This window comes from Winogradskyella sp. 266wxhm (genome assembly GCF_058964685.1).
On the sequence record NZ_CM179559.1, the window covers coordinates 454644 to 475265 of the forward strand.

General features: G+C 34.0%; 16 protein-coding genes. 12 read left to right on the plus strand and 4 right to left on the minus strand.

The genetic code is table 11. The features are described from left to right. Positions 1–4: 4 nt before the first annotated feature. The 5 genes from AC2H4K_RS02180 to AC2H4K_RS02200 all read left to right on the plus strand — a co-directional run bounded on the left by AC2H4K_RS02180 (position 5) and on the right by AC2H4K_RS02200 (position 7584). Entirely contained in the window at positions 5–2413 is a 2409-nt protein-coding gene (locus tag AC2H4K_RS02180) for a 3-hydroxyacyl-CoA dehydrogenase/enoyl-CoA hydratase family protein (RefSeq protein ID WP_281141142.1), read from the plus strand. 72 nt (positions 2414–2485) lie between these two features. Continuing rightward, the gene (locus AC2H4K_RS02185; protein WP_281141141.1) at positions 2486–3676 is read left to right on the plus strand and encodes an acetyl-CoA C-acyltransferase; all 1191 of its coding nucleotides are present in this window, start codon (positions 2486–2488) and stop codon (positions 3674–3676) included. A 37-nt stretch (positions 3677–3713) separates the two neighbouring features. Beyond that, positions 3714–4067 (plus strand): four helix bundle protein, encoded by a 354-nt coding sequence (locus tag AC2H4K_RS02190; protein ID WP_281141140.1) that lies wholly within the window; start codon positions 3714–3716, stop codon positions 4065–4067. Between the two features lie 42 nt (positions 4068–4109). Then, entirely contained in the window at positions 4110–5918 is a 1809-nt protein-coding gene (locus AC2H4K_RS02195) for an acyl-CoA dehydrogenase FadE (RefSeq protein ID WP_281141139.1), read from the plus strand. A gap of 91 nt (positions 5919–6009) precedes the next feature. Next, positions 6010–7584, plus strand: a complete 1575-nt coding sequence (locus tag AC2H4K_RS02200) for a steroid delta-isomerase (RefSeq protein WP_281141138.1) — start codon at positions 6010–6012, stop codon at positions 7582–7584. A 64-nt stretch (positions 7585–7648) separates the two neighbouring features. Here AC2H4K_RS02200 and AC2H4K_RS02205 read toward each other — a convergent pair whose 3' ends face one another. Beyond that, positions 7649–8965 carry an N-acetylmuramoyl-L-alanine amidase gene (locus AC2H4K_RS02205; protein WP_281141137.1) on the minus strand — a complete coding sequence of 439 codons (1317 nt, stop codon included), beginning with the start codon at positions 8963–8965 and terminating at the stop codon, positions 7649–7651. Positions 8966–9069: 104 nt separating this feature from the next. After that, positions 9070–9453 carry a BlaI/MecI/CopY family transcriptional regulator gene (locus tag AC2H4K_RS02210; RefSeq protein WP_281141136.1) on the minus strand — a complete coding sequence of 128 codons (384 nt, stop codon included), beginning with the start codon at positions 9451–9453 and terminating at the stop codon, positions 9070–9072. 90 nt (positions 9454–9543) lie between these two features. On the opposite strand from AC2H4K_RS02210, the gene AC2H4K_RS02215 reads away from it, so the two are divergent. After that, positions 9544–10011: a DUF6265 family protein gene (locus AC2H4K_RS02215; RefSeq protein ID WP_281141135.1), complete on the plus strand. Its 468-nt coding sequence runs from the start codon at positions 9544–9546 to the stop codon at positions 10009–10011. 4 nt (positions 10012–10015) lie between these two features. Continuing rightward, positions 10016–10807 carry a sugar-binding protein gene (locus AC2H4K_RS02220; RefSeq protein ID WP_281141134.1) on the plus strand — a complete coding sequence of 264 codons (792 nt, stop codon included), beginning with the start codon at positions 10016–10018 and terminating at the stop codon, positions 10805–10807. A gap of 2 nt (positions 10808–10809) precedes the next feature. Here the strand turns inward: AC2H4K_RS02220 and AC2H4K_RS02225 are convergent, their stop codons facing one another. Next, the gene (locus tag AC2H4K_RS02225; RefSeq protein ID WP_281141133.1) at positions 10810–12612 is read right to left on the minus strand and encodes a glycoside hydrolase family 15 protein; all 1803 of its coding nucleotides are present in this window, start codon (positions 12610–12612) and stop codon (positions 10810–10812) included. A gap of 82 nt (positions 12613–12694) precedes the next feature. Here AC2H4K_RS02225 and AC2H4K_RS02230 point away from each other — a divergent pair, with 82 nt between their 5' ends. From AC2H4K_RS02230 to AC2H4K_RS02250, 5 genes are all read left to right on the plus strand, one after another. After that, positions 12695–14893, plus strand: coding sequence for a bifunctional alpha,alpha-trehalose-phosphate synthase (UDP-forming)/trehalose-phosphatase (locus AC2H4K_RS02230; protein ID WP_281141132.1), 2199 nt, complete (start codon positions 12695–12697; stop codon positions 14891–14893). Positions 14894–14895: 2 nt separating this feature from the next. Then, positions 14896–16242, plus strand: a complete 1347-nt coding sequence (locus AC2H4K_RS02235) for a M28 family metallopeptidase (RefSeq protein ID WP_281141131.1) — start codon at positions 14896–14898, stop codon at positions 16240–16242. Between the two features lie 46 nt (positions 16243–16288). Further along, positions 16289–17920 carry a M1 family metallopeptidase gene (locus tag AC2H4K_RS02240; RefSeq protein ID WP_281141130.1) on the plus strand — a complete coding sequence of 544 codons (1632 nt, stop codon included), beginning with the start codon at positions 16289–16291 and terminating at the stop codon, positions 17918–17920. 1 nt (position 17921) lies between these two features. Further along, positions 17922–18491 carry a YdeI/OmpD-associated family protein gene (locus tag AC2H4K_RS02245; protein ID WP_281141129.1) on the plus strand — a complete coding sequence of 190 codons (570 nt, stop codon included), beginning with the start codon at positions 17922–17924 and terminating at the stop codon, positions 18489–18491. A gap of 70 nt (positions 18492–18561) precedes the next feature. Continuing rightward, entirely contained in the window at positions 18562–19110 is a 549-nt protein-coding gene (locus AC2H4K_RS02250; RefSeq protein WP_281141128.1) for a PepSY-associated TM helix domain-containing protein, read from the plus strand. Positions 19111–19130: 20 nt separating this feature from the next. Here the strand turns inward: AC2H4K_RS02250 and AC2H4K_RS02255 are convergent, their stop codons facing one another. Continuing rightward, a complete protein-coding gene (locus tag AC2H4K_RS02255) occupies positions 19131–20588 on the minus strand; it encodes a MoxR family ATPase (RefSeq protein WP_281141127.1) in 1458 nt (485 codons plus the stop codon). Between the last annotated feature and the right edge of the window lie 34 nt (positions 20589–20622).

The window sequence follows — 20622 nt, forward strand, 5'->3', positions numbered from 1 at the left end:
CATTATGAGTAAACGTAGAATAAATAAAGTAGCCATTATTGGATCCGGAATTATGGGAAGCGGTATTGCTTGTCATTTCGCCAATATTGGTGTAGAAGTCTTATTATTAGACATTGTACCAAGAGAGTTAAATGATGCTGAAAAAGCTAAAGGTCTTACCCTTGATGATAAGGTAGTAAGAAACCGTATTGTTAATACAGCTTTAGCTACAGCTTTAAAATCTAAACCTTCACCAATTTATCATCAATCTTTTGCAAGCCGAATTACCACAGGTAATCTTGAAGATGATATAGCAAAAGTTGCAGATGTAGATTGGATTATGGAAGTGGTTGTAGAAAGACTTGACATTAAAAAGCAAGTATTTGAAAAACTAGAACAACACCGTACACCAGGTACTTTAATTACATCAAACACATCTGGTATTCCTATTAAGTTTATGAGTGAAGGACGCAGCGAAGATTTCCAAAAACATTTCTGCGGAACGCATTTCTTTAATCCAGCGCGTTACTTAAAGTTATTCGAAGTTATTCCTGGACCAAAAACATCTCAAGACGTTTTAGATTTCTTAAACGGTTATGGCGAACAGTTTTTAGGAAAAACATCTGTAATCGCTAAAGATACACCAGCATTTATTGGTAACCGTATTGGTATTTTTGGTATTCAATCGTTATTTCATCAAGTAAAAGAATTAGGATTAACTGTTGAAGAAGTTGATAAATTAACGGGTCCTGTTATTGGTCGCCCAAAATCGGCAACTTTCCGTACGGTAGATGTTGTTGGGTTAGACACTTTAGTACATGTTGCTAACGGAATTTACGACAACTGTCCTGATGACGAAGCACATGAGCTTTTCAAATTACCAGATTTCATCAATACTATGATGGAAAACAAATGGTTAGGAAGTAAAACAGGTCAAGGGTTCTATAAAAAAGTTAAAACAGACGATGGTAAAAGCGAAATTTTATCATTAGACTTAGATACATTAGACTATCGCTCTAAAAAAAGAGCCTCTTTCCCTACTCTAGAATTAACAAAAACTGTAGATAAAGTCATCGACCGTTTTCCAATTTTAGTAAAAGGAAAAGATAAAGCTGGTGAGTTTTATCGCAAAAACTTTGCAGCAATGTTTGCTTACGTATCACATCGTATTCCTGAAATTTCAGACGAATTATATAAGATAGATGATGCTATGAAAGCAGGATTTGGTTGGGAACATGGTCCTTTCCAAATTTGGGATGCTATTGGCGTAGAAAAAGGTCTTGAAATAATGAAAGCTGAAGGTAAAACACCAGCAGCTTGGGTAAATGATATGGTTGCTTCAGGTAACACATCATTTTACACAGTAAAAGATGGTGCAACGTATTACTATGATATTGATAAGAAAGCACAAGAAAAAGTACCAGGTCAAGATAGTTTCATCATATTAGATAACATCAGAAAATCTAATGAGGTATTTAAAAACTCTGGTGTTGTAGTTGAAGATTTAGGTGATGGCATTTTAAATGTAGAATTCCAATCTAAAATGAATACCATTGGTGGAGACGTTCTTGCTGGAATAAATAAAGCAATAGACATTGCTGAAAAAGATTTTGCTGGTTTAGTTGTTGGTAACCAAGGAGCAAATTTCTCGGTTGGTGCAAACATCGGAATGATTTTTATGATGGCTGCAGAGCAAGAGTATGACGAGCTTAACATGGCTATCAAATACTTCCAAGATACGATGATGCGCATGCGCTACTCTTCTATTCCAACCATTTCTGCACCTCATGGTATGACACTTGGTGGCGGATGTGAGTTATCAATGCACGCCGACAAAGTTGTTGCTGCTGCCGAAACTTACATTGGTCTTGTAGAATTTGGTGTTGGTGTGATTCCTGGTGGTGGCGGATCTAAAGAAATGGCTTTAAGAGCACAAGACACCTTCAAAAAAGGTGATGTTGAGTTAAATACACTTCAAGAGTATTTCTTAACTATTGGTATGGCAAAAGTATCAACCTCAGCATACGAAGCTTTTGATTTAGGTGTACTTCAAAAAGGAAAAGATGTAGTTGTTGTTAATAAGGATAGACAAATTGCAACAGCAAAAGCCTATGCTAAATTAATGGCAGATCAAGGCTATACGCAACCTGTCAAACGTAATGACATTAAAGTACTTGGTAAGCAAGCATTAGGTATGTTCTTAGTAGGAACAGACGCTATGGAAGCAAGCCATTACATTAGTGAACACGATCAAAAAATAGCTAACAAATTAGCTTACGTTATGGCTGGTGGTGATTTATCAGAGCCAACTAAAGTAAGTGAGCAATATTTATTAGATCTAGAACGCGAAGCATTTTTATCGCTTTGTACTGAAAGAAAAACATTAGAAAGAATTCAGCATATGTTGAAGACTGGAAAACCACTTAGAAATTAGAAAAAAGAAACAAGATGCAAGAAACAAGACATCTTGATTCTTGATTCTTGGCTCTAAAAATCAAAAGAAAAAATGAAACAAGCATATATAGTAAAAGCATACAGAACAGCAGTTGGTAAAGCACCACGAGGCGTGTTCCGTTTTAAAAGAGCAGACGAGTTAGGTGCAGAAGTGATTCAGCACATGATGAAAGAATTACCAAATCTTGACGTAAAACGTATTGACGACGTTATAGTTGGTAACGCTATGCCTGAAGGATCTCAAGGGTTAAATATGGCACGTTTTATCTCATTAATTGGGTTAAATAGTGTTGATGTTCCTGGTGTAACCGTTAACCGTTTTTGTTCTTCAGGAATAGAAACTATCGGTATTGCAACTGCAAAAATCCAGGCAGGTATGGCCGATTGCATCATTGCTGGTGGATCAGAAAGTATGAGTAGCGTACCAATGACAGGTTTTAAACCAGAACTTAATTACGATACTGTAAAAGCTGGTCACGAAGATTATTACTGGGGAATGGGTAACACTGCAGAAGCAGTTGCTAACCAATTTAAAGTGTCTCGTGAAGACCAAGATGAATTTGCTTACAATTCACACATGAAAGCACTAAAAGCTTTAGCTGAAGATCGTTTTCAAGACCAAATCGTTCCAATTGAAGTTGAAGAAACTTACATAAACGAAAATGGTAAAAAAGCAACAAAAACATATACTGTAAATAAAGACGAAGGACCTCGTAAAGGTACAAATGTAGAAGCTTTATCTAAGCTACGTCCTGTTTTCGCTCAAGGCGGAAGTGTAACCGCAGGTAACTCATCTCAAATGAGTGATGGTGCTGCATTTGTCATGGTTATGAGTGAAGACATGGTAAAAGAATTAAACCTTGAACCTATCGCAAGACTAGTTAATTATGCTGCTGCTGGTGTAGAACCAAGAATTATGGGAATTGGACCAGTAAAAGCAATCCCGAAAGCATTAGACTTAGCAGGATTAAAACAATCTGATTTAGAGTTAATTGAATTAAACGAAGCTTTTGCTTCTCAATCAATTGCAGTAATTAGAGAATTAGGACTAAATCCAGACATTGTAAACGTTAATGGTGGCGCAATTGCATTAGGTCACCCGTTAGGATGTACAGGTGCAAAACTATCAGTACAATTATTTGACGAAATGCGTAAACGCAACATGAAAGGTAAATATGGTGCTGTAACCATGTGCGTTGGAACTGGTCAAGGTGCTTGTGGAATTTTTGAATTTTTAAACTAGAGACAAGATTTTAAGAATCAAGAAACAAGAGGTGAAGATGCATAATTTTAAAAAATTAAAAATTTGGAATGAAAGCATGAAAATAGTTTCTGAATCTTATAAAACTACTAGAACATTCCCAAAAATTGAAACTTATGGATTAATGAGTCAAATGAATCGAAGTGCAGTCTCTATTCCTTCAAATATTTCAGAAGGTTCAAGCAAAAGCTCTGATAAGCATTTCAATATTTATTTAGAAAACAGCTTAGGTTCTGCTTTCGAATGGGAAACACAATTAAATGTAGCTTTCAATGAAAACTATATTACAGAAGAAAAAATTTTAGAATTAGAACAACAAATAAAACAAATACAAAAAATGATTTCGGGATTTCAATCTAGACTTGATTTATAAGTCTTGGATCTTGAATCTTGAATCTCTTAATCTTATAAAAATATGGCAGAAACAGAAAAAGACATCCTACGTGGCGGTCAATTCTTAGTAAAAGAAACAAACTGTGAAGATATTTTCACACCTGAAGATTTTTCAGAAGAACAACAAATGATGAAAGAATCGGTTATGGAATTTAATGACCGAGAAATCATTCCTAACAAACCTCGTTTTGAAGCTAAAGACTTCGCTTTAACTGAAGAGGTTATGCGCAAAGCTGGAGATATGGGCTTTTTAAGTGTTGCTGTTCCTGAAGCTTATGGCGGAATGGGAATGGGATTTGTATCTACGGTATTAACTTGTGACTATATTTCTTCTGGTACAGGATCTTTTAGTACTGCTTTTGGTGCGCATACAGGTATTGGTACAATGCCAATTACACTTTATGGTACCGAAGAACAAAAACAAAAATATGTACCAAAATTAGCTTCTGGCGAATGGTTTGGTGCTTATTGTTTAACAGAACCTGGTGCTGGATCTGATGCTAATTCTGGAAAAACTACTGCAGAGCTTTCTGCAGACGGAAAAACATATAAAATCAACGGACAGAAAATGTGGATTTCTAACGCTGGTTTCTGTAACTTAATGATTGTTTTTGCTAGAATTGAAAACGATAAAAATATCACAGGTTTTATTGTAGAATATGATAAAAACAATCCAAACGGAATCACATTAGGTGAAGAAGAGCATAAATTAGGTATCCGCGCAAGTTCTACGCGCCAAGTATTCTTTAACGATACTGAAGTTCCTGTAGAAAATATGTTAGCTGGTCGTGGAGAAGGTTTTAAAATTGCAATGAATGCCTTAAACGTTGGTCGTATCAAATTAGCTGCTGCTTGTTTAGATTCGCAAAGACGTATCACAACTACAGCTGTTCAATATGCAAACGAGCGTAAACAGTTTAAAACACCTATCGCTGATTTTGGTGCTATAAAAATTAAGTTAGCCGAAATGGCAACTAACACTTACGTTGGAGAATCTGCAACTTACAGAGCTTCTAAAAATATCGAAGACCGTATTGCTTTACGTGTTGAAGCAGGAAACTCACACCAAGAAGCAGAACTTAAAGGTGTAGAAGAATACGCTATCGAGTGTTCTATTTTAAAAGTAGCAGTATCAGAAGACGTACAAAATTGTGCAGATGAAGGTATCCAAATTTTTGGAGGTATGGGATTCTCTGAAGAAACACCAATGGAAGCTGCTTGGAGAGATGCACGTATAGCACGTATCTATGAAGGAACAAACGAAATTAACCGCATGCTTTCTGTAGGTATGTTAGTTAAAAAAGCAATGAAAGGTCACGTAGATTTATTAGGTCCTGCAATGAAAGTTCAAGAAGAATTAATGGGTGTTCCATCTTTTGATACACCAGATTATTCTGAGTTATTTTCTGAAGAAAAAGAAATGATTGCAAAACTTAAAAAAACCTTCTTAATGGTTGCTGGTGCTGCAGTGCAAAAATTTGGACCAGATCTAGAGCAACACCAACAATTACTAGTTGCTGCTGCAGATATTTTAATTGAAATCTACATGGCAGAATCTGCAATTTTACGTACAGAGAAAAACGTAAAACGTTTTGGTGAAGACGCACAATCTGCGCAAATCGCAATGTCTAAATTATACTTATATCACGCTGTAGAAACTATAGAGAAAAAAGGAAAAGAAAGCATTATTTCTTTCGCTGAAGGTGATGAGCAACGTATGATGCTAATGGGACTTAAGCGTTTTACTAAGTACCAAAACTATCCAGACATTGTTGACTTACGTAAGGAAGTCGCAGAAAAAATAAAAGCAGAGAATAAATACTGCTTTTAATTTAGTTTTAAGTTAAGTAATAAAAAAGCCGATTCAATAAAAGAATTGGCTTTTTTTATTTTATTACCTTTAGTTCTTAAAATCAGGACTTATGAAAATTTCAAGTTTTATTATTTTCATTTTTTTCACTGCAACTTTATACGCTCAATCAGACACAGAGGTCTTTTTGTTCGATTTAGAGTCTAGCAATAAAATTGAAGTAAAGAATGGTAAAAACATCTCGAATAATAAAGGCTACAACAATCAGCCTTCTTTTTTAGATGATAGATACATCCTATTTTCATCAACAAGAGATGACCAAACAGATATTGCCAAATACGATACGCAATACAGTAGTAAAACTTGGATTAATTCATCTGAAGGAGGTGAATATACTCCTATTAAAATTCCGAATAAAAATAGTATTTCCGCTGTGCGACTAGACAAAGATGGCAAACAACGTTTATACGCATATGATGCCAGCAACGGAGAATCAACAGAACTTATTAAAGATTTGGTGGTTGCTTACTATACGTGGTATAATGAAGATATTGTGGTTTCTGCCGTAATTGAAAACGAACAGCTAAATTTATACAGCTCCAATATAAAAGAAGGTACCAACAAAAAAATGGCCAGTAATGTTGGACGTTCATTTCATAAAATTCCTAATTCTAACTTAATTAGTTTTATCTCTAAAGCCAATTCTAAACAGTGGCAAATAAAATCTCTTAATCCAATTACAGGAGACACAAAACTTATTGCAAATACCCTAAAAGGAATAGAAGATATTTGTTGGCTCAACAGTACCAATCTGCTCTCAGGAAAAAAAGGTATTCTTTACAAGCTCACACTTCAAAAGGATTATAACTGGAAAAAAGTTGAGAATTTAAAAGACTACGGTATTTTAAATATAACACGTTTAGCAACCAATAAAGATGGTTCAAAATTATTAATCGCTGCAGAAATCGATCCTGATATTTCATCTTCGTACACTGTAAGTAACCAATCAAACACTATTGAAGATGAAGCCGGAAAAATTATTGATAAGCACATCGACCTTTTTAATAACCGTAATTTAAAAGATTTCTCAAAGACTCTAAACGTCAATGTTCTTGTAAAAGATTTTCCTTCCGAGATTAAATATTACGGTCGAGATAATCTTATTGAAAATTACACCCAATTTTTTAAGGACAATGAAAAATCAAATCTTAAGGTTCTTAATAGAATTGCTTTAAAAAATATTATTGTAGAAGAAGAATTATTGAGCCTAAATAGTTCCACTAAAAGACAAGTTACTATTTACGAAACTGAAAACGATAAGGTCACTTCCATGACATCTATTGAAAATTCCAAATTCAAGAAAAAGCAAGAAGCATTGATAAATGAACATGTAAAAATGTACAACGAAAAAGATGTAAAGGCATTAGGAAGAACTTACGCCAAAGATGTTATGATATATAATTTTCCTGATGAAGTTGTTTTCGAAGATAGATCTGCTGTACGAGATGATTATATTGCGCTTTCAGAAAGCACACCAAATCTGTATGCTGAAGTACTGAACAGAATAATCATCGGCAATAAGGTTATAGATAAAATAAAACTCACCAAAAACGATCAATTTGAATATTTCGTTGCTATTTATGAGATAACAAATAATCTTATTGATAAGGTTACTTATATAAGATAGTTTGAGTATATTATAAAAATACCAAAATAGAAAAGCCGACTCTTTTGAGAATCGGCTTTTCTATTTATCTATTTTCTCTAATCTGATTTAAACTTTTAAATATAGCGTCGGCTATCTCACTTCGTTTCTGATTACTCGCTAATATCTGCACATCTTTTTTATTAGAAAGAAATCCAAGTTCTAAAAATGTTGCAGGACAATTTATCTTTTTAAGTAATTGAAAATTTGCAGTCCTAATACCTCTATTTTTATAAAACATCTCTTGTTGATTGTCTAATAAAATTCTACTATACTTATCCGATTTTTCCGCATTTTCATTTTTATCGTAGTAATAAGCTTCAATACCATTTATAGCTTCATTTGTGCTGAAGTTGTTATGTAAGCTAATCATAAAATGAGGTTTTACTTTATTAATCATATCTGCACGTTCACTTAGAGAAAGAAAATCATCTGAATTTCTAGTCACTATTATTTTTACCTTTTCATTACTTAAAGAAGCCAACTTATTTGAAATATCAAGTAAAACGTCTTTTTCCTTTATATCTGTAATACTTCCAGAGCCTTCGTCAAGTCCACCATGTCCAGCGTCTACAACAACTACTAAGGTTTCTTTTAAATCTTTGTAAGAGCTAAAAATAAGTATACCTGTAACTAATAATATTGATGTTGAAATTTTTACAACACGCTTTAATACTGATGATTTTAATTGATGTAACATAATAATTCGATTTTTGATTTGAATGAAATTAAATCCGCTAGTCAGAGGAACGCAGTATTCCTTTTGTCCTAAATTTATAATAGATTTTGAATACGATTCTATATCAATTCCTGATAAAATTGATTTTTCATCAGCTATATATTCATGATTTTGAAGGATATCTTTTTTATATAACCATACAAATGGATTGACCCAAAAAATACAGGTCAAAAATTCTAAAATAATAACATCAACAGTGTGAAATTCTTTACTATGAATTAGTTCGTGAGCCATAACGCTAGAAAAATCTTCATCTTTTATGGCATGATTTTCAGGAACAAACACATAGTTAAAGAAACTAGACACCATATCAGAATCTTTAACTTTTATTATCCTAAGTTTTCCTATACTCTTAAAGTTTCCTTTTGTCAGATAGAAAATGCTAAACAAGTTCTTCAAAAATCTTGATAAGAACAGAACAAAAAACAAAACGTAAGCATAAGTCCAAAAGCTAACTTCTGATTTTTGTTGGGCTGTAGTATTACCTACTACGACATCTTCAAAATCATTGTTTACTTGTAATTCACTAAAGTTTTCTACTGGTATTTGGGTTATACTTGGTACAGATGAAAATATTTCAAACTCTATAAAAGGTGACAACAAGCATAAAAAAATTGAGCCCAATAAAAAGAAGCGATTAAATTGAAAAGTCTTCTGCCTTCTCAACAAGAAAAAATACAATAGGTAGGAACAGCCTAAACTAATAATGGTATATAAAAAGTAATTAATCATTTGTGCTTTTTCTCCTCAATTTTCTGTTTTAATAAATCTTGTAATTCTTCTAATTCTTGCACGGACAAATCTGCATTCTTAGTGAAGAAAGAAGCAAATTGTGCTTTAGAATCATTAAAAAAATGCTGAATCATTCCATTAACCTGTTTTGAAAAATAGTCACTCTTCCTTAAAATAGGATAATATTGTTTATCCCTTCCCAATCGTTCAAAACCTATATAATTCTTATTACACATTCTAGATAATAACGTTGAAATAGTTGTGTAAGCTGGCTTTGGCTCTGGAAATTGTTCTACAATATCTTTCATGAAACCTTTTTTAAGATTCCATAAATATTTCATTATCTGTAACTCTGATTTATTTAATTGTTTTATATCCACAATTATAGTTTTAATACTACAAATGTAGTAATAAATTTTTAAATAACAAGTTTACATCAAAAACTCTATATTTATATCAAAATACTTCTAATGAAAAAATTTCTTTTAACCTTATGCATAATGCCTTTTTTCGTTTGGTCTCAAGAAAACAAAACTCTAGAACCTAAACTAGAAAATATTGCTTGGATTGCAGGCTCATGGCATGGTGAAGCTTTTGGTGGTATAACCGAAGAAATATGGAGTGAACCCTCTGGAGGTTCTATGATGGCAACCTTTAAACTCATTAATGATGGTAAGGTTTCTTTCTATGAAATTGAAGTCATTAGAGAAGTTGAAAACACCTTAATTCTTCAATTGAAACACTTTGGTCCAGACCTCAAAGGTTGGGAAACAAAAGATGAAACGGTTGATTTTCCTCTCAAAGAAATCACCGAAGATAAAGTCGTTTTTGAAGGGATGACATTCGAAAAAATATCTGCAAACGAAATGAACATCTATGTTGATATTAAAAACGACGATGGTTCAGTAGAAACCGTAAAATTCAATTATAAAAAATAATTACATGAAAAGATTTATTGCTTCAATACTAATATGCCTCTGCTTTTTCAACTGTAAAAATGATAAAAATGATAAAAATGAAACTGTTGAAGAAAAACCTGAAATAGCAAAAACATCAACTAAAATTGAAAAACAACTTAGAAAAATCAATAAAGTTGCAAACACTATTTCTGTTGATGGAGTTGCTAATGAAATTTCATGGGAAAAAGCTAAATGGTATCCAATGGATCAGGTTTGGTTAGGCGATTCTATTTCTAATGAGGATTTTTCTGGACGTTTCAAATTGTCTTGGGACAATGATGCACTCTACGTTTTAGCCGAAATCAAAGATGATACTTTAATTGATAACACTAAAGATTCACTTGTAAAATGGTGGGATGACGACTGTTTAGAAATCTTTGTAGACGAAGATAATAGTGGTGGCGAACATCAATATAACCACAATGCTTTTGCATATCACATCGCATTAGACGGTAATGTTGTAGATATGTCTACCGAAAAAGTTGGTAAAATGTACAACACTCATGTAGAGTCTAAACTCATTACTGAAGGTAATACTTCCATTTGGGAAGTAAAACTCTATCTGTATGATGATACTTATGACGATAATTCAGACAGAAACACACCTATAAAGCTTTCACCAAACAAAAAGGTTGGTTTTGCTATTGCGTATTGTGATAACGACTACAGTATAGAACGTGAAAACTTTATAGGCTCTATACCTGTTGAAGGTGAAGACAAAAATCGTGGCTGGATTGACGCCAATATTTTTGGCACCTTACTTTTATCTGAATAGTTTTAACCTATAGAACCTTTTACTTTTTCTTGATCGGTTGTAACATTAGACAGGTTTATCGCTGTTTCTATCAACGCTAAATGCGAATAAGCCTGCGGGAAATTACCCAACAATCGTTTGGTTTTAAAATCTATATCCTCACTGAATAAGCCTAAATGGTTACTATAAGATAGTAGCTTTTCAAACTGTTCTGTTGCTTTTTGCTCCTCTCCTATTTTGTATAAACTATTTATAAACCAAAATGTACAGATAGTGAAAGATGATGACGGTAAACCAAAATCATCTTTATTCTTGTAGCGATATAGCAATCCATCATAACAAAGATCGCGTTCAATCGCTTTAACCGTACTGACATATTTAGGATGCTTAGCATCAATAAAACCGTAAGGTTCCATAAGTAGTACAGAAGCATCTAAATCTTCGGAATTATAGGATTGCGTAAACGCTTGTACTTTATCATTCCAAGCATTTTTCATAATATCTTCTCTAATGGTTTCTTCAAGAAGTTGCCATCTTGCTATTTTTGAGGTTTTACCAAGTATCTTAGCTACTTTCAAGGCTTTATCTACAGCTGTCCAACAAAGGATTTTTGAAAATGTAAAATGTTGGTCGTCACCTCTAAATTCCCAAATACCTTTGTCTGGTTCTTCCCAGTGTTTATTTACAACCCAAACAATACCTTTGGTCATCGTCCAAAGTTCTTCTCCATTTTCTATATCGTTACTAAAGTTGACAATCAATTGGTAAATAACATCCATTAAAATTCCATAGATATCATTTTGTTTTTGTTTGTAAGCCGCATTCCCTATACGTACAGGTTTTGAGTTTTTATAACCTGCTAAGTGTCCTAAAGATTCTTCGGTTAACTTTTTCTCTCCGCTAATACCGTACATAATCTGCAATTTCTCATCCTTGTCTGGCATTAAGTCAATTATAAAACGGAGATAGCGTCTGGCGATATTTTTATGCCCTAATTGAGAGATGACCTTAATGACCATTGATGCATCTCTAATCCAACAAAAGCGATAATCCCAATTTCTCACCTCTCCAATAGTTTCTGGTAAAGATGTGGTTGCTGCAGCTAAAACCGCACCAGATTTGTCATAGCTTAAAAGCTTCAATGTCATGGCACTTCGTGCAATCTCATTGTTATATTTCTTGTACTTTGGAGTACGTTCCATCCAATTAAGCCAATAGACTTTAGTGCGTTCAAAATCTAACAACGACGATTTTAAGGTTGGCACAAATAACTTTTCGTTATAGCCAACTAAGAAGAAATGATCTGAATTTATTGAAATGGGTTCTCCTTCTACAACAGCTTTTTTATCTAAGTCTGTGTAAAGAAACAGCGTATCGTAAGTATCTTCATCGTTTAAACTTACGATGAAATCATCCTTTATATATGTTGTAGTAACTCCTTTGGCGTATTCTAATTTTGGGTCGTAATTAACCTTCATAGTTGGTTTTCCTGAAACGTGGCGAATGTATCTTATGAATTCTGGTGGTGCATGATAACCTCTTTGAATTTTGTGATATCTCGGCATAAAATCAACAACTTCAAAAGCATCTATACCGTTACTAAAACGGGTTACCAAAATGGCCGTGTTTTCTAAATAAAATTGAGTTGTTGTATAACTTTTATCAACTTTAAAACCAAAGCTTCCTCCCTTTTCTTCGTCCAATAATTTAGCAAAAACAGAAGCAGAATCAAACTTTGGTAAGCAGCACCAATCTATTGAGCCATCTTTTGATACTAAGACCGCACTTCTACAATTTCCTATGATTCCGTAATGTAAATTATTCATTAAATTTTTGTTTAATAATGATGTTAAGACTTCTATTTTCTTTAAATTAACGAAAATCTGAAAAACCTTCCAAAATAATAACATGAATAAAACAATAATAGTCTCCAACAGGCTTCCCCTTCAAATTTCAATAAGTGATAATGAACTAAACGTAACTCCCAGTGTAGGTGGACTTGCCACTGGAATGAAGTCCGTACATGCAGAGGGAAATGGTGTTTGGGTAGGCTGGTCTGGAATTACGGACGAAGAACTCGATGATGAGCTAAAACCTAAAGTCAATGAAAAAATTGAAGCTTCAAAGTGTAGAGCTGTTAGCCTCACTGAAGATGATGTTAATGACTTTTATCTTGGATTTAGCAATCGTACACTTTGGCCTTTATTTCACTATTTTTTGGAATATACAGAGTTTGAAAATTTACATTGGGAAGCTTACAAACGGGTTAATGAAAAGTTTGCTAAAGTGGTGTTAGAAACTATTGAAGATGGAGATACTGTTTGGGTACACGACTACCAATTATTGTTGCTACCACAACTTATTAAAGATGTAAAACCAGACGTTACTATTGGTTTCTTTTTACATATTCCGTTTCCGTCTTATGAGATTTTCAGAACCTTTCCTTGGCGTGAAGAATTGCTAAAAGGCATGCTAGGTTCCGATGTTATTGGATTTCATACTTACGACTACGAACGCCATTTCTTAAGTTCCGTAAAAAGAATTATGCGTTTGGAAGTGAAGTTTAATGAAATCACTTATTACGATAGAGTTATAAAGGTAGATTCTTTCCCTATGGGAATTGACTACAACAAGTTCCATGAAGCTGCTCTAAAACATAACGATCCTAATTCTAAAAAATCAGAGTTACAAAGACGTTTAGATACACACTTAAATGAAGGTGATGATAAAAAATTCATTCTTTCTATAGACCGTTTAGACTATACTAAAGGTATTCCAAACAGGATTCGTGCATTTGAATATTTCCTAAACAAACATCCTGAATACAAAGAGAAAGTACGCTTAGTAATGCTTGCTGTGCCTTCACGTTCTGGTGTTCCTCAATATCAACGTTTAAAACGTGAAACTGACGAATTAGTTGGGCGCATCAATGGTGAATTTTCTACCGTGAGTTGGACTCCTATTTGGTATTTCTACAGATCGCTTCCGTTTGAAAATTTAATCGATTTGTATACCTCATCTGATGTTGCACTTATTACTCCCGTTAGAGATGGTATGAATTTGGTAGCCAAAGAATACGTTGCCACGCGAACTAATGAAGATGGTGTACTTATTTTGAGTGAAATGGCTGGTGCTGCTAAAGAAATGAATGAAGCTATATTGATTAACCCAAATAATTTTGAAGATTTTGCTCACGCTATTAAACGTGCACTAACCATGCCTTTGGAAGAACAACAAAGCAGAATGAAAATTCTTCAAAAACGACTAAAACGCTATGATGTTGAAAAATGGGCTGAAGAATTCTTCAAAACACTAGATGCTACAACTCAAATGCAAGAAGTTGTAGTCTCTAAAAAGTTGAACGAAGAAGAAGAAAATCTTATCGTTGAAAATTATAAAAATGCTGAGAAACGTTTAGTACTTCTAGATTATGATGGCACTTTAGTCGGCTTTAAAGACAATCCTCAAGATGCCAAACCAGACGAAGAACTTTTTGCACTCTTAGATAAGTTTGAAAACCAAGAAAACACACATCTTTGCTTAATAAGTGGTCGTGATAAAGCCACTTTCGAAAAATGGTATGGTGATAAAAGTTATAGCCTTATCACAGACCACGGAGTTTGGAGACGCGAAAACAATAAATGGTCTCCGCTAGAAGTTCTAAAAACCGATTGGATGGCAAACATTAAGCCTATTTTAGAAACTTTTGTAGATAGAACTCCTGGTACATTTATTGAAGAAAAAGAATATTCATTGGCTTGGCATTACAGAACTGCAGATCCTGAGTTGGCGCAAATTCGTACTATCGAAATCAATACGGTTTTAACAAGTATGGTGGCCAATAACGAGTTGTCAGTTTTACAAGGAAATAAAGTCATTGAAATAAAAAGTAGTAACGTTAATAAAGGAAGGGCAACAACGCAATTACTTATGAAAGACGATTATGATCATGTACTAATTATGGGTGATGACTGGACAGACGAATATATGTTTGAAGCTGCACCAGAATTTGCTACAACAATTAAAGTTGGCTACGTAAAAACAAAGGCTAAATATCAGATTAAAGATTCCGATAGTGTTAGAAAACTATTACATAAACTCGTTTAAAAATGCGCAATTATATTTTCCTATTTATAGCTTTTGCTACCCTAAATCTTAGTGCACAAACCGACCCTAAAATCTATGATATCATCGATGCCATTTCAGAAGAACGCCTTAAGAATGACGTAAAAACCTTAGTAGATTTTGGTACACGTCACACATTAAGCGATACTGTTTCGAACACAAGAGGTATCGGTGCAGCTAGACGATGGATAAAATCGCAATTTGATAATATTTCAAAAGACTGTAATAATTGTTTAGAGGTTTTTTATCAAAATAACTTGGTAGAAAAAGGCACTAATCAGCGCATTGTAAAAGATGTGAATGTGGTTAATGTTGTTGCTGTTCAGCGTGGTACAAAATATCCTAATCAATTCATTATAATGAGTGGTGATATTGATTCTAGAGTTTCAGATCCTAATGATTATACGTCTGATGCTCCAGGCGCCAATGATAATGCGACAGGAATGGCTGGAGCTATTGAAGCTGCTAGAGTTTTATCCAAATATAAATTTGAAAGTAGTATTATTTTCGTTGGCTTATCTGGTGAAGAACAAGGACTTTTTGGTGGACAAGGATTAGCTAAATATGCTAAAGACAATGATTGGCAAATTATTGGTGTACTTAACAACGACATGATTGGAAATATTGAAGGTGTAGATGGTGTGATAGACAATCGTACCTTCCGAATATTTTCTGAACCTATTACTACTGACGAAACTGATGCAGAAAAATTAGCAAGGCAAGCCAGAGCTAGACGTTTTTATGGTGGAGAAGTTGATGGCATTTCGCGACAGCTAGCGAGATATGTTTACACAACAACTAAAACCTACATGCCAGAAATGAATCCAATGATGGTGTATCGTCTCGATCGTTTTGGTCGTGGTGGACATCACAGACCTTTTAATGATTTAGGTTTTGCAGGTATCCGAATTATGGAAGCGCACGAAAATTACACACAGCAACATCAAGATATTAGAACCGAAAACGGCATTGCTTACGGAGACACGTTTGAGCATGTCAACTTTCCTTATTGTAAAAAACTAACGGCTGTCAATGCTATTACTATGGCAAGTTTGGCCTCTGCACCACCTTCACCTAAAGAAGTTAGTATTGGCGGTATTGTTGAAGCTTCGGCTAAATTACAATGGAGTAAAGTTGAAGGAGCCAAAGGCTACAAAATATACTGGAGAGACACTACCTCGCCTACTTGGGATAACAGTCGCTATGTAGGTGATGCTAATGAATTCACCTTAGAAGGTATAGTTATTGACAACTTCTTTTTTGGAGTGGCTGCAGTTTCAGAGGATGGACACGAAAGTTTAGTTATCTTTCCGAACAAAATATTGAGATAATTTTTCTGTCATTCCTCCGAAAGCAGGAATCTAAACATTATTCAAAATGATAAAGAAACACATAGCGTTTACATTTTTATTAGTTAGTACTCTAATAGCTAACGCACAATTATTCAAAAAGAATAACACTTTCACCAGGCAAGATACGCTTAGAGGTAGTATAACTCCAGAACGTGAATGGTGGGATCTCACTTATTATCATTTAGACATCGAAGTAAAACCAGAAGAAAAGTTCATTGCTGGTACTAATACCATACAGTATAAAGTATTAAAACCGCATCAGGTTATGCAGATAGATTTGCAAGAACCTATGAAAATTACCAAAGTAACTCAAAATGGTAAGGAACGTGCTATAAAACGAGAAGGCAATGCTTTTTTCATCATGCTTGATGAACAAAATACAGATGATATTAATTCTGTTGTAGTACATTATGAAGGCCATCCGAGAGAAGCTAAACGCGCACCTTGGGATGGAGGTTTGTCTTGGAAAAAAGATGAAAATGGTAACCATTTTATTGCGACGTCTTGTCAAGGTCTTGGAGCCAGTGTTTGGTGGCCAAATAAAGACCACATGTACGATGAAGTAGATAGCATGCTCATTAGTGTTACTAACCCTAAAGGATTAACAAATGTGTCAAACGGTAGGTTACGAAAAGTTGACGATTTAGGTGACAAAGTAAAATCACATTGGTTTGTCTCCAATCCAATCAATAATTATGGTGTCAATATAAACATTGCCGACTATGTTAACTTTTCCGAAGTCTATGATGGAGAAAAAGGTCCACTAGATATGGATTACTGGGTGCTTTCCTATAATCTAGAAAAAGCCAAAGAACATTTTAAAGACGCACCAAAAATGATGAAAGCTTTTGAACATTGGTTTGGTCCTTATCCGTTTTACGAAGACAGCTTTAAACTGGTTGAAGTGCCTTATTTGGGTATGGAACATCAAAGTTCCGTTACTTATGGAAATCAATACAAAAAAGGTTACAGTGGTTATGATTTATCCCGAACGGGTTGGGGTTTAAAATTCGATTTTATCATAATTCATGAAGCTGGTCATGAGTGGTTTGCCAACAACATTACATATAAAGACATAGCAGACATGTGGGTTCATGAAGGATTTACAGCCTATTCAGAAAATCTCTTTTTAGATTATTATTACGGAAAAGAAGCCTCTGCAGAATATGTTATTGGTACACGAAATGGTATTCAGAATGACAAACCTATAATTGGCTATTATGATGTGAATAATGAAGGCTCGGGAGATATGTATTATAAGGGAGCTAACATGTTACATACCTTAAGACAACTTGTTGAGGATGATGAGAAATGGAGAGAAATTTTAAGAGGCTTGAATACTGAATTTTATCATCAAACCGTAACTACAAAACAAATTGAAGATTATATCAGCCAACAAACCAAGAAAGATTTAACGGCGTTTTTCAATCAATATTTAAGAACGACTCAAATTCCGACTTTAGAATATAAAATTGAAAACAATCAATTAAAATTCCGTTATACTAACATTGTAGACGATTTTGATATGCCGATTGAAGTTGAAATTGATGGTAAACATGAATGGATTTTTCCTAGTTCTGAATGGAAAACAAAGTCTATTAAAGGTGAAGATTTCTCAGTAGATAAAGACTTCTATATTTATTCTAAAAAGGTATAAGTTGGAAATCCCAGAACTCTATTTTGAACGTGACACTGACTGGTACGATTGGTTATTGAACAATCATCATAAGCATGATGCCGCTTACTTAATTTTTTACAAAATAGATCATCATATGCCATCTATGCGATGGGAAGAGGCTGTAAAAGTCGCTATTTGCTTTGGTTGGATTGACTCTACAGTAAAAAGTTTGGGCAGTGGAAAAAGACAGCAATACTTTACAAAACGAAATCCTAAAAGCACGTGGAGTGCTTTAAACAAAACTTACGTCAACCACTTAGAAAAAGAAGGCCTCATTCATGATACAGGTTGGGAAGTTATAAATCTGGCTAAAGAAACTGGAAAATGGTCTGAAATGGATGATGTTGAAAATGGCATCATCCCTAAAGATTTACAAAATGCTTTTGATAACAATCCTCAAGCTTTTAATAACTATCAAAACTTTGCAAAAGGCTATCAAAAAGGCTACTTATCATGGTTGCACAGTGCCAAGCGCGAAGCTACACGACAAAACAGAATCGCAGAGATTATAAAACTGTGCAACGCCAATAAAAAAACTCGCGACAACTGATAATTTCATTAACGTCTTATTAAGAAGAATACCAATCGATTTTTCTTAGTTTGCAGGTTTATGCATAACCGTGAAATCTAAAAACAAATCTTTAGCGAAATCTGTAAGATGGTACCGCAAATGGCATCGCTACATTGCCATGTCGCTTCTGGTATTTATTGCTATTATAAGTCTTAGTGGCATTTTACTGGCATGGAAAGATGAATTACAACTAAAACCACCTTCTGAAAAGTCTGCAAATACAAATTTAGAATTGCTCCCTCTCAGCAAAATTGAAACTATTGCTGTTAATCATATTAAGGATACAAACTTAGATACTACAATAAACCGTATTGACTACAGGCCAAGAAAAGGCATCGCAAAAGTGCGTTTTGAAACGCATTTTACAGAACTTCAAATAGATTGTTATACAGGTAAAATACTATCAGAAAAAACAAGAACCGCTGATATTATAGAAATGATACACGAAGGTTCTATAGTAGATTTTTTATTTAATTCTGAAAGTAAATCTGTTAAGCTTATCTATTCTTCTTTAATAGGATTTGGACTTTTGTTTTTGTCTTTCAGTGGCTTTTGGCTTTGGAAAAAACCTAAACAAATAAAGAAAAATAAATTTTAGCCGTTAAAATGCTATTCTTTCTACAACCCACTAATATAACTCCCATAAGGATCTTTGAACTGCAAACCTTCGGAATAACGGTATTTGCTCAGTTTCTTAAACTGCACTAATCCCCAAAGAATAAATTCTTTTTCAAAATACACATCTTTAGAATCTATATCTGGCTGATAGTCGGCTATTAAAACATCTAAAGGCTTTACTTCATCTAATTTTGATTTGTATGTAGTATCATCATAATCGTCTAAAAGCTCAAATCCATCATTATTAAAAAACCAAGACACTAAATCATCATAAGGTGTTTCCTCTCCTTGTTTTTCTAATTTTTCAATTTTTGGAAAATACTTAGGAAACAATGTTTTTACCGCACTTTCTATTAAAATATTGGCTACAAAATCGGCACCTTCTTGTTCTCCTTCATACACCAACTCTACTTTTCCTGTAATGGCAGGAATAACCCCTGTAAAATCCGATAGCCTCACTGAAGTCTCTTCATCACCCGAAATTAAAGCTCTTCGCTCAGCTGTACTTAATAAATTCTCAAAAGCAGTAATACTCATACGCGCACTCACACCACTTTTTACATCCACATATTCACTATCTCTAGCTTCAAAACTTATTTGTTCTAAAAGATCTTTTGCCAAATCTGGTACGTAAACAGATGCTGACTGTCGCTCATCTAAATTAGCTTCTTGGGAGGTGATGGTTCTTGCTGTCTCAACAGAATCTGGATAATGGGTTAAAATTTGAGAACCGATTCTATCCTTTAAAGGAGTTACTATACTTCCTCTATTGGTATAATCTTCAGGGTTTGCGGTAAACACAAATTGCATATCCAAAGGCAATCTTAGCTTAAATCCTCTAATTTGAATATCTCCTTCTTGCAAAATATTAAACAAAGCTACTTGAATTCTAGCTTGTAAATCTGGCAATTCATTTATGACAAAAATGCAACGATTAGCACGAGGAATCATCCCGAAATGAATCACACGATCATCTGCATAACTCAATTTTAAATTCGCTGCTTTTATAGGATCTACATCTCCTATAATATCAGCAACAGTAACATCTGGAGTAGCTAATTTTTCAGCAAAACGCTCATCTCTATGTAACCAAGAGATTGGTGTATTGTCACCTTTTTCTGCTATCAACTCTTTAGCATATCTGGACATTGGTTGTAAAGGATCATCATTTATTTCAGAACCTTTAACTACTGGAATATATTCATCCAACAAAGTCACCATCATACGTGCCAGACGTGTTTTTGCCTGACCTCGCAATCCTAAAAGATTAATATTATGTCTTGATAATATCGCTCGTTCAAGTTCTGGAATCACCGTGTTTTCATAACCGTGAATACCTTCAAATGTTGTGACTTTATTCTTTATATTTTCAATAAGGTTATCTCTTAATTCATCTTTAATCGATTTAGATTGATATCCTGATTTTTTTAATTCTCCTAGTGTTTTGATGTCTTTCATTTTCTAGCTTTTGGCTATTTGCTTTTGGCTATTA

Excerpts from the sequence above, each read along its gene's own strand:
- AC2H4K_RS02220 (WP_281141134.1), top strand. The coding sequence starts at position 10,016 with ATGAAAAGATTTATTGCTTCAATACTAATATGCCTCTGCTTTTTCAAC.
- AC2H4K_RS02225 (WP_281141133.1), bottom strand. The coding sequence starts at position 12,612 with ATGAATAATTTACATTACGGAATCATAGGAAATTGTAGAAGTGCGGTC.
- AC2H4K_RS02235 (WP_281141131.1), top strand. The coding sequence starts at position 14,896 with ATGCGCAATTATATTTTCCTATTTATAGCTTTTGCTACCCTAAATCTT.
- AC2H4K_RS02230 (WP_281141132.1), top strand. The coding sequence starts at position 12,695 with ATGAATAAAACAATAATAGTCTCCAACAGGCTTCCCCTTCAAATTTCA.
- AC2H4K_RS02255 (WP_281141127.1), bottom strand. The coding sequence starts at position 20,588 with ATGAAAGACATCAAAACACTAGGAGAATTAAAAAAATCAGGATATCAA.
- AC2H4K_RS02180 (WP_281141142.1), top strand. The coding sequence starts at position 5 with ATGAGTAAACGTAGAATAAATAAAGTAGCCATTATTGGATCCGGAATT.
- AC2H4K_RS02240 (WP_281141130.1), top strand. The coding sequence starts at position 16,289 with ATGATAAAGAAACACATAGCGTTTACATTTTTATTAGTTAGTACTCTA.
- AC2H4K_RS02200 (WP_281141138.1), top strand. The coding sequence starts at position 6,010 with ATGAAAATTTCAAGTTTTATTATTTTCATTTTTTTCACTGCAACTTTA.
- AC2H4K_RS02190 (WP_281141140.1), top strand. The coding sequence starts at position 3,714 with ATGCATAATTTTAAAAAATTAAAAATTTGGAATGAAAGCATGAAAATA.
- AC2H4K_RS02195 (WP_281141139.1), top strand. The coding sequence starts at position 4,110 with ATGGCAGAAACAGAAAAAGACATCCTACGTGGCGGTCAATTCTTAGTA.
- AC2H4K_RS02215 (WP_281141135.1), top strand. The coding sequence starts at position 9,544 with ATGAAAAAATTTCTTTTAACCTTATGCATAATGCCTTTTTTCGTTTGG.
- AC2H4K_RS02185 (WP_281141141.1), top strand. The coding sequence starts at position 2,486 with ATGAAACAAGCATATATAGTAAAAGCATACAGAACAGCAGTTGGTAAA.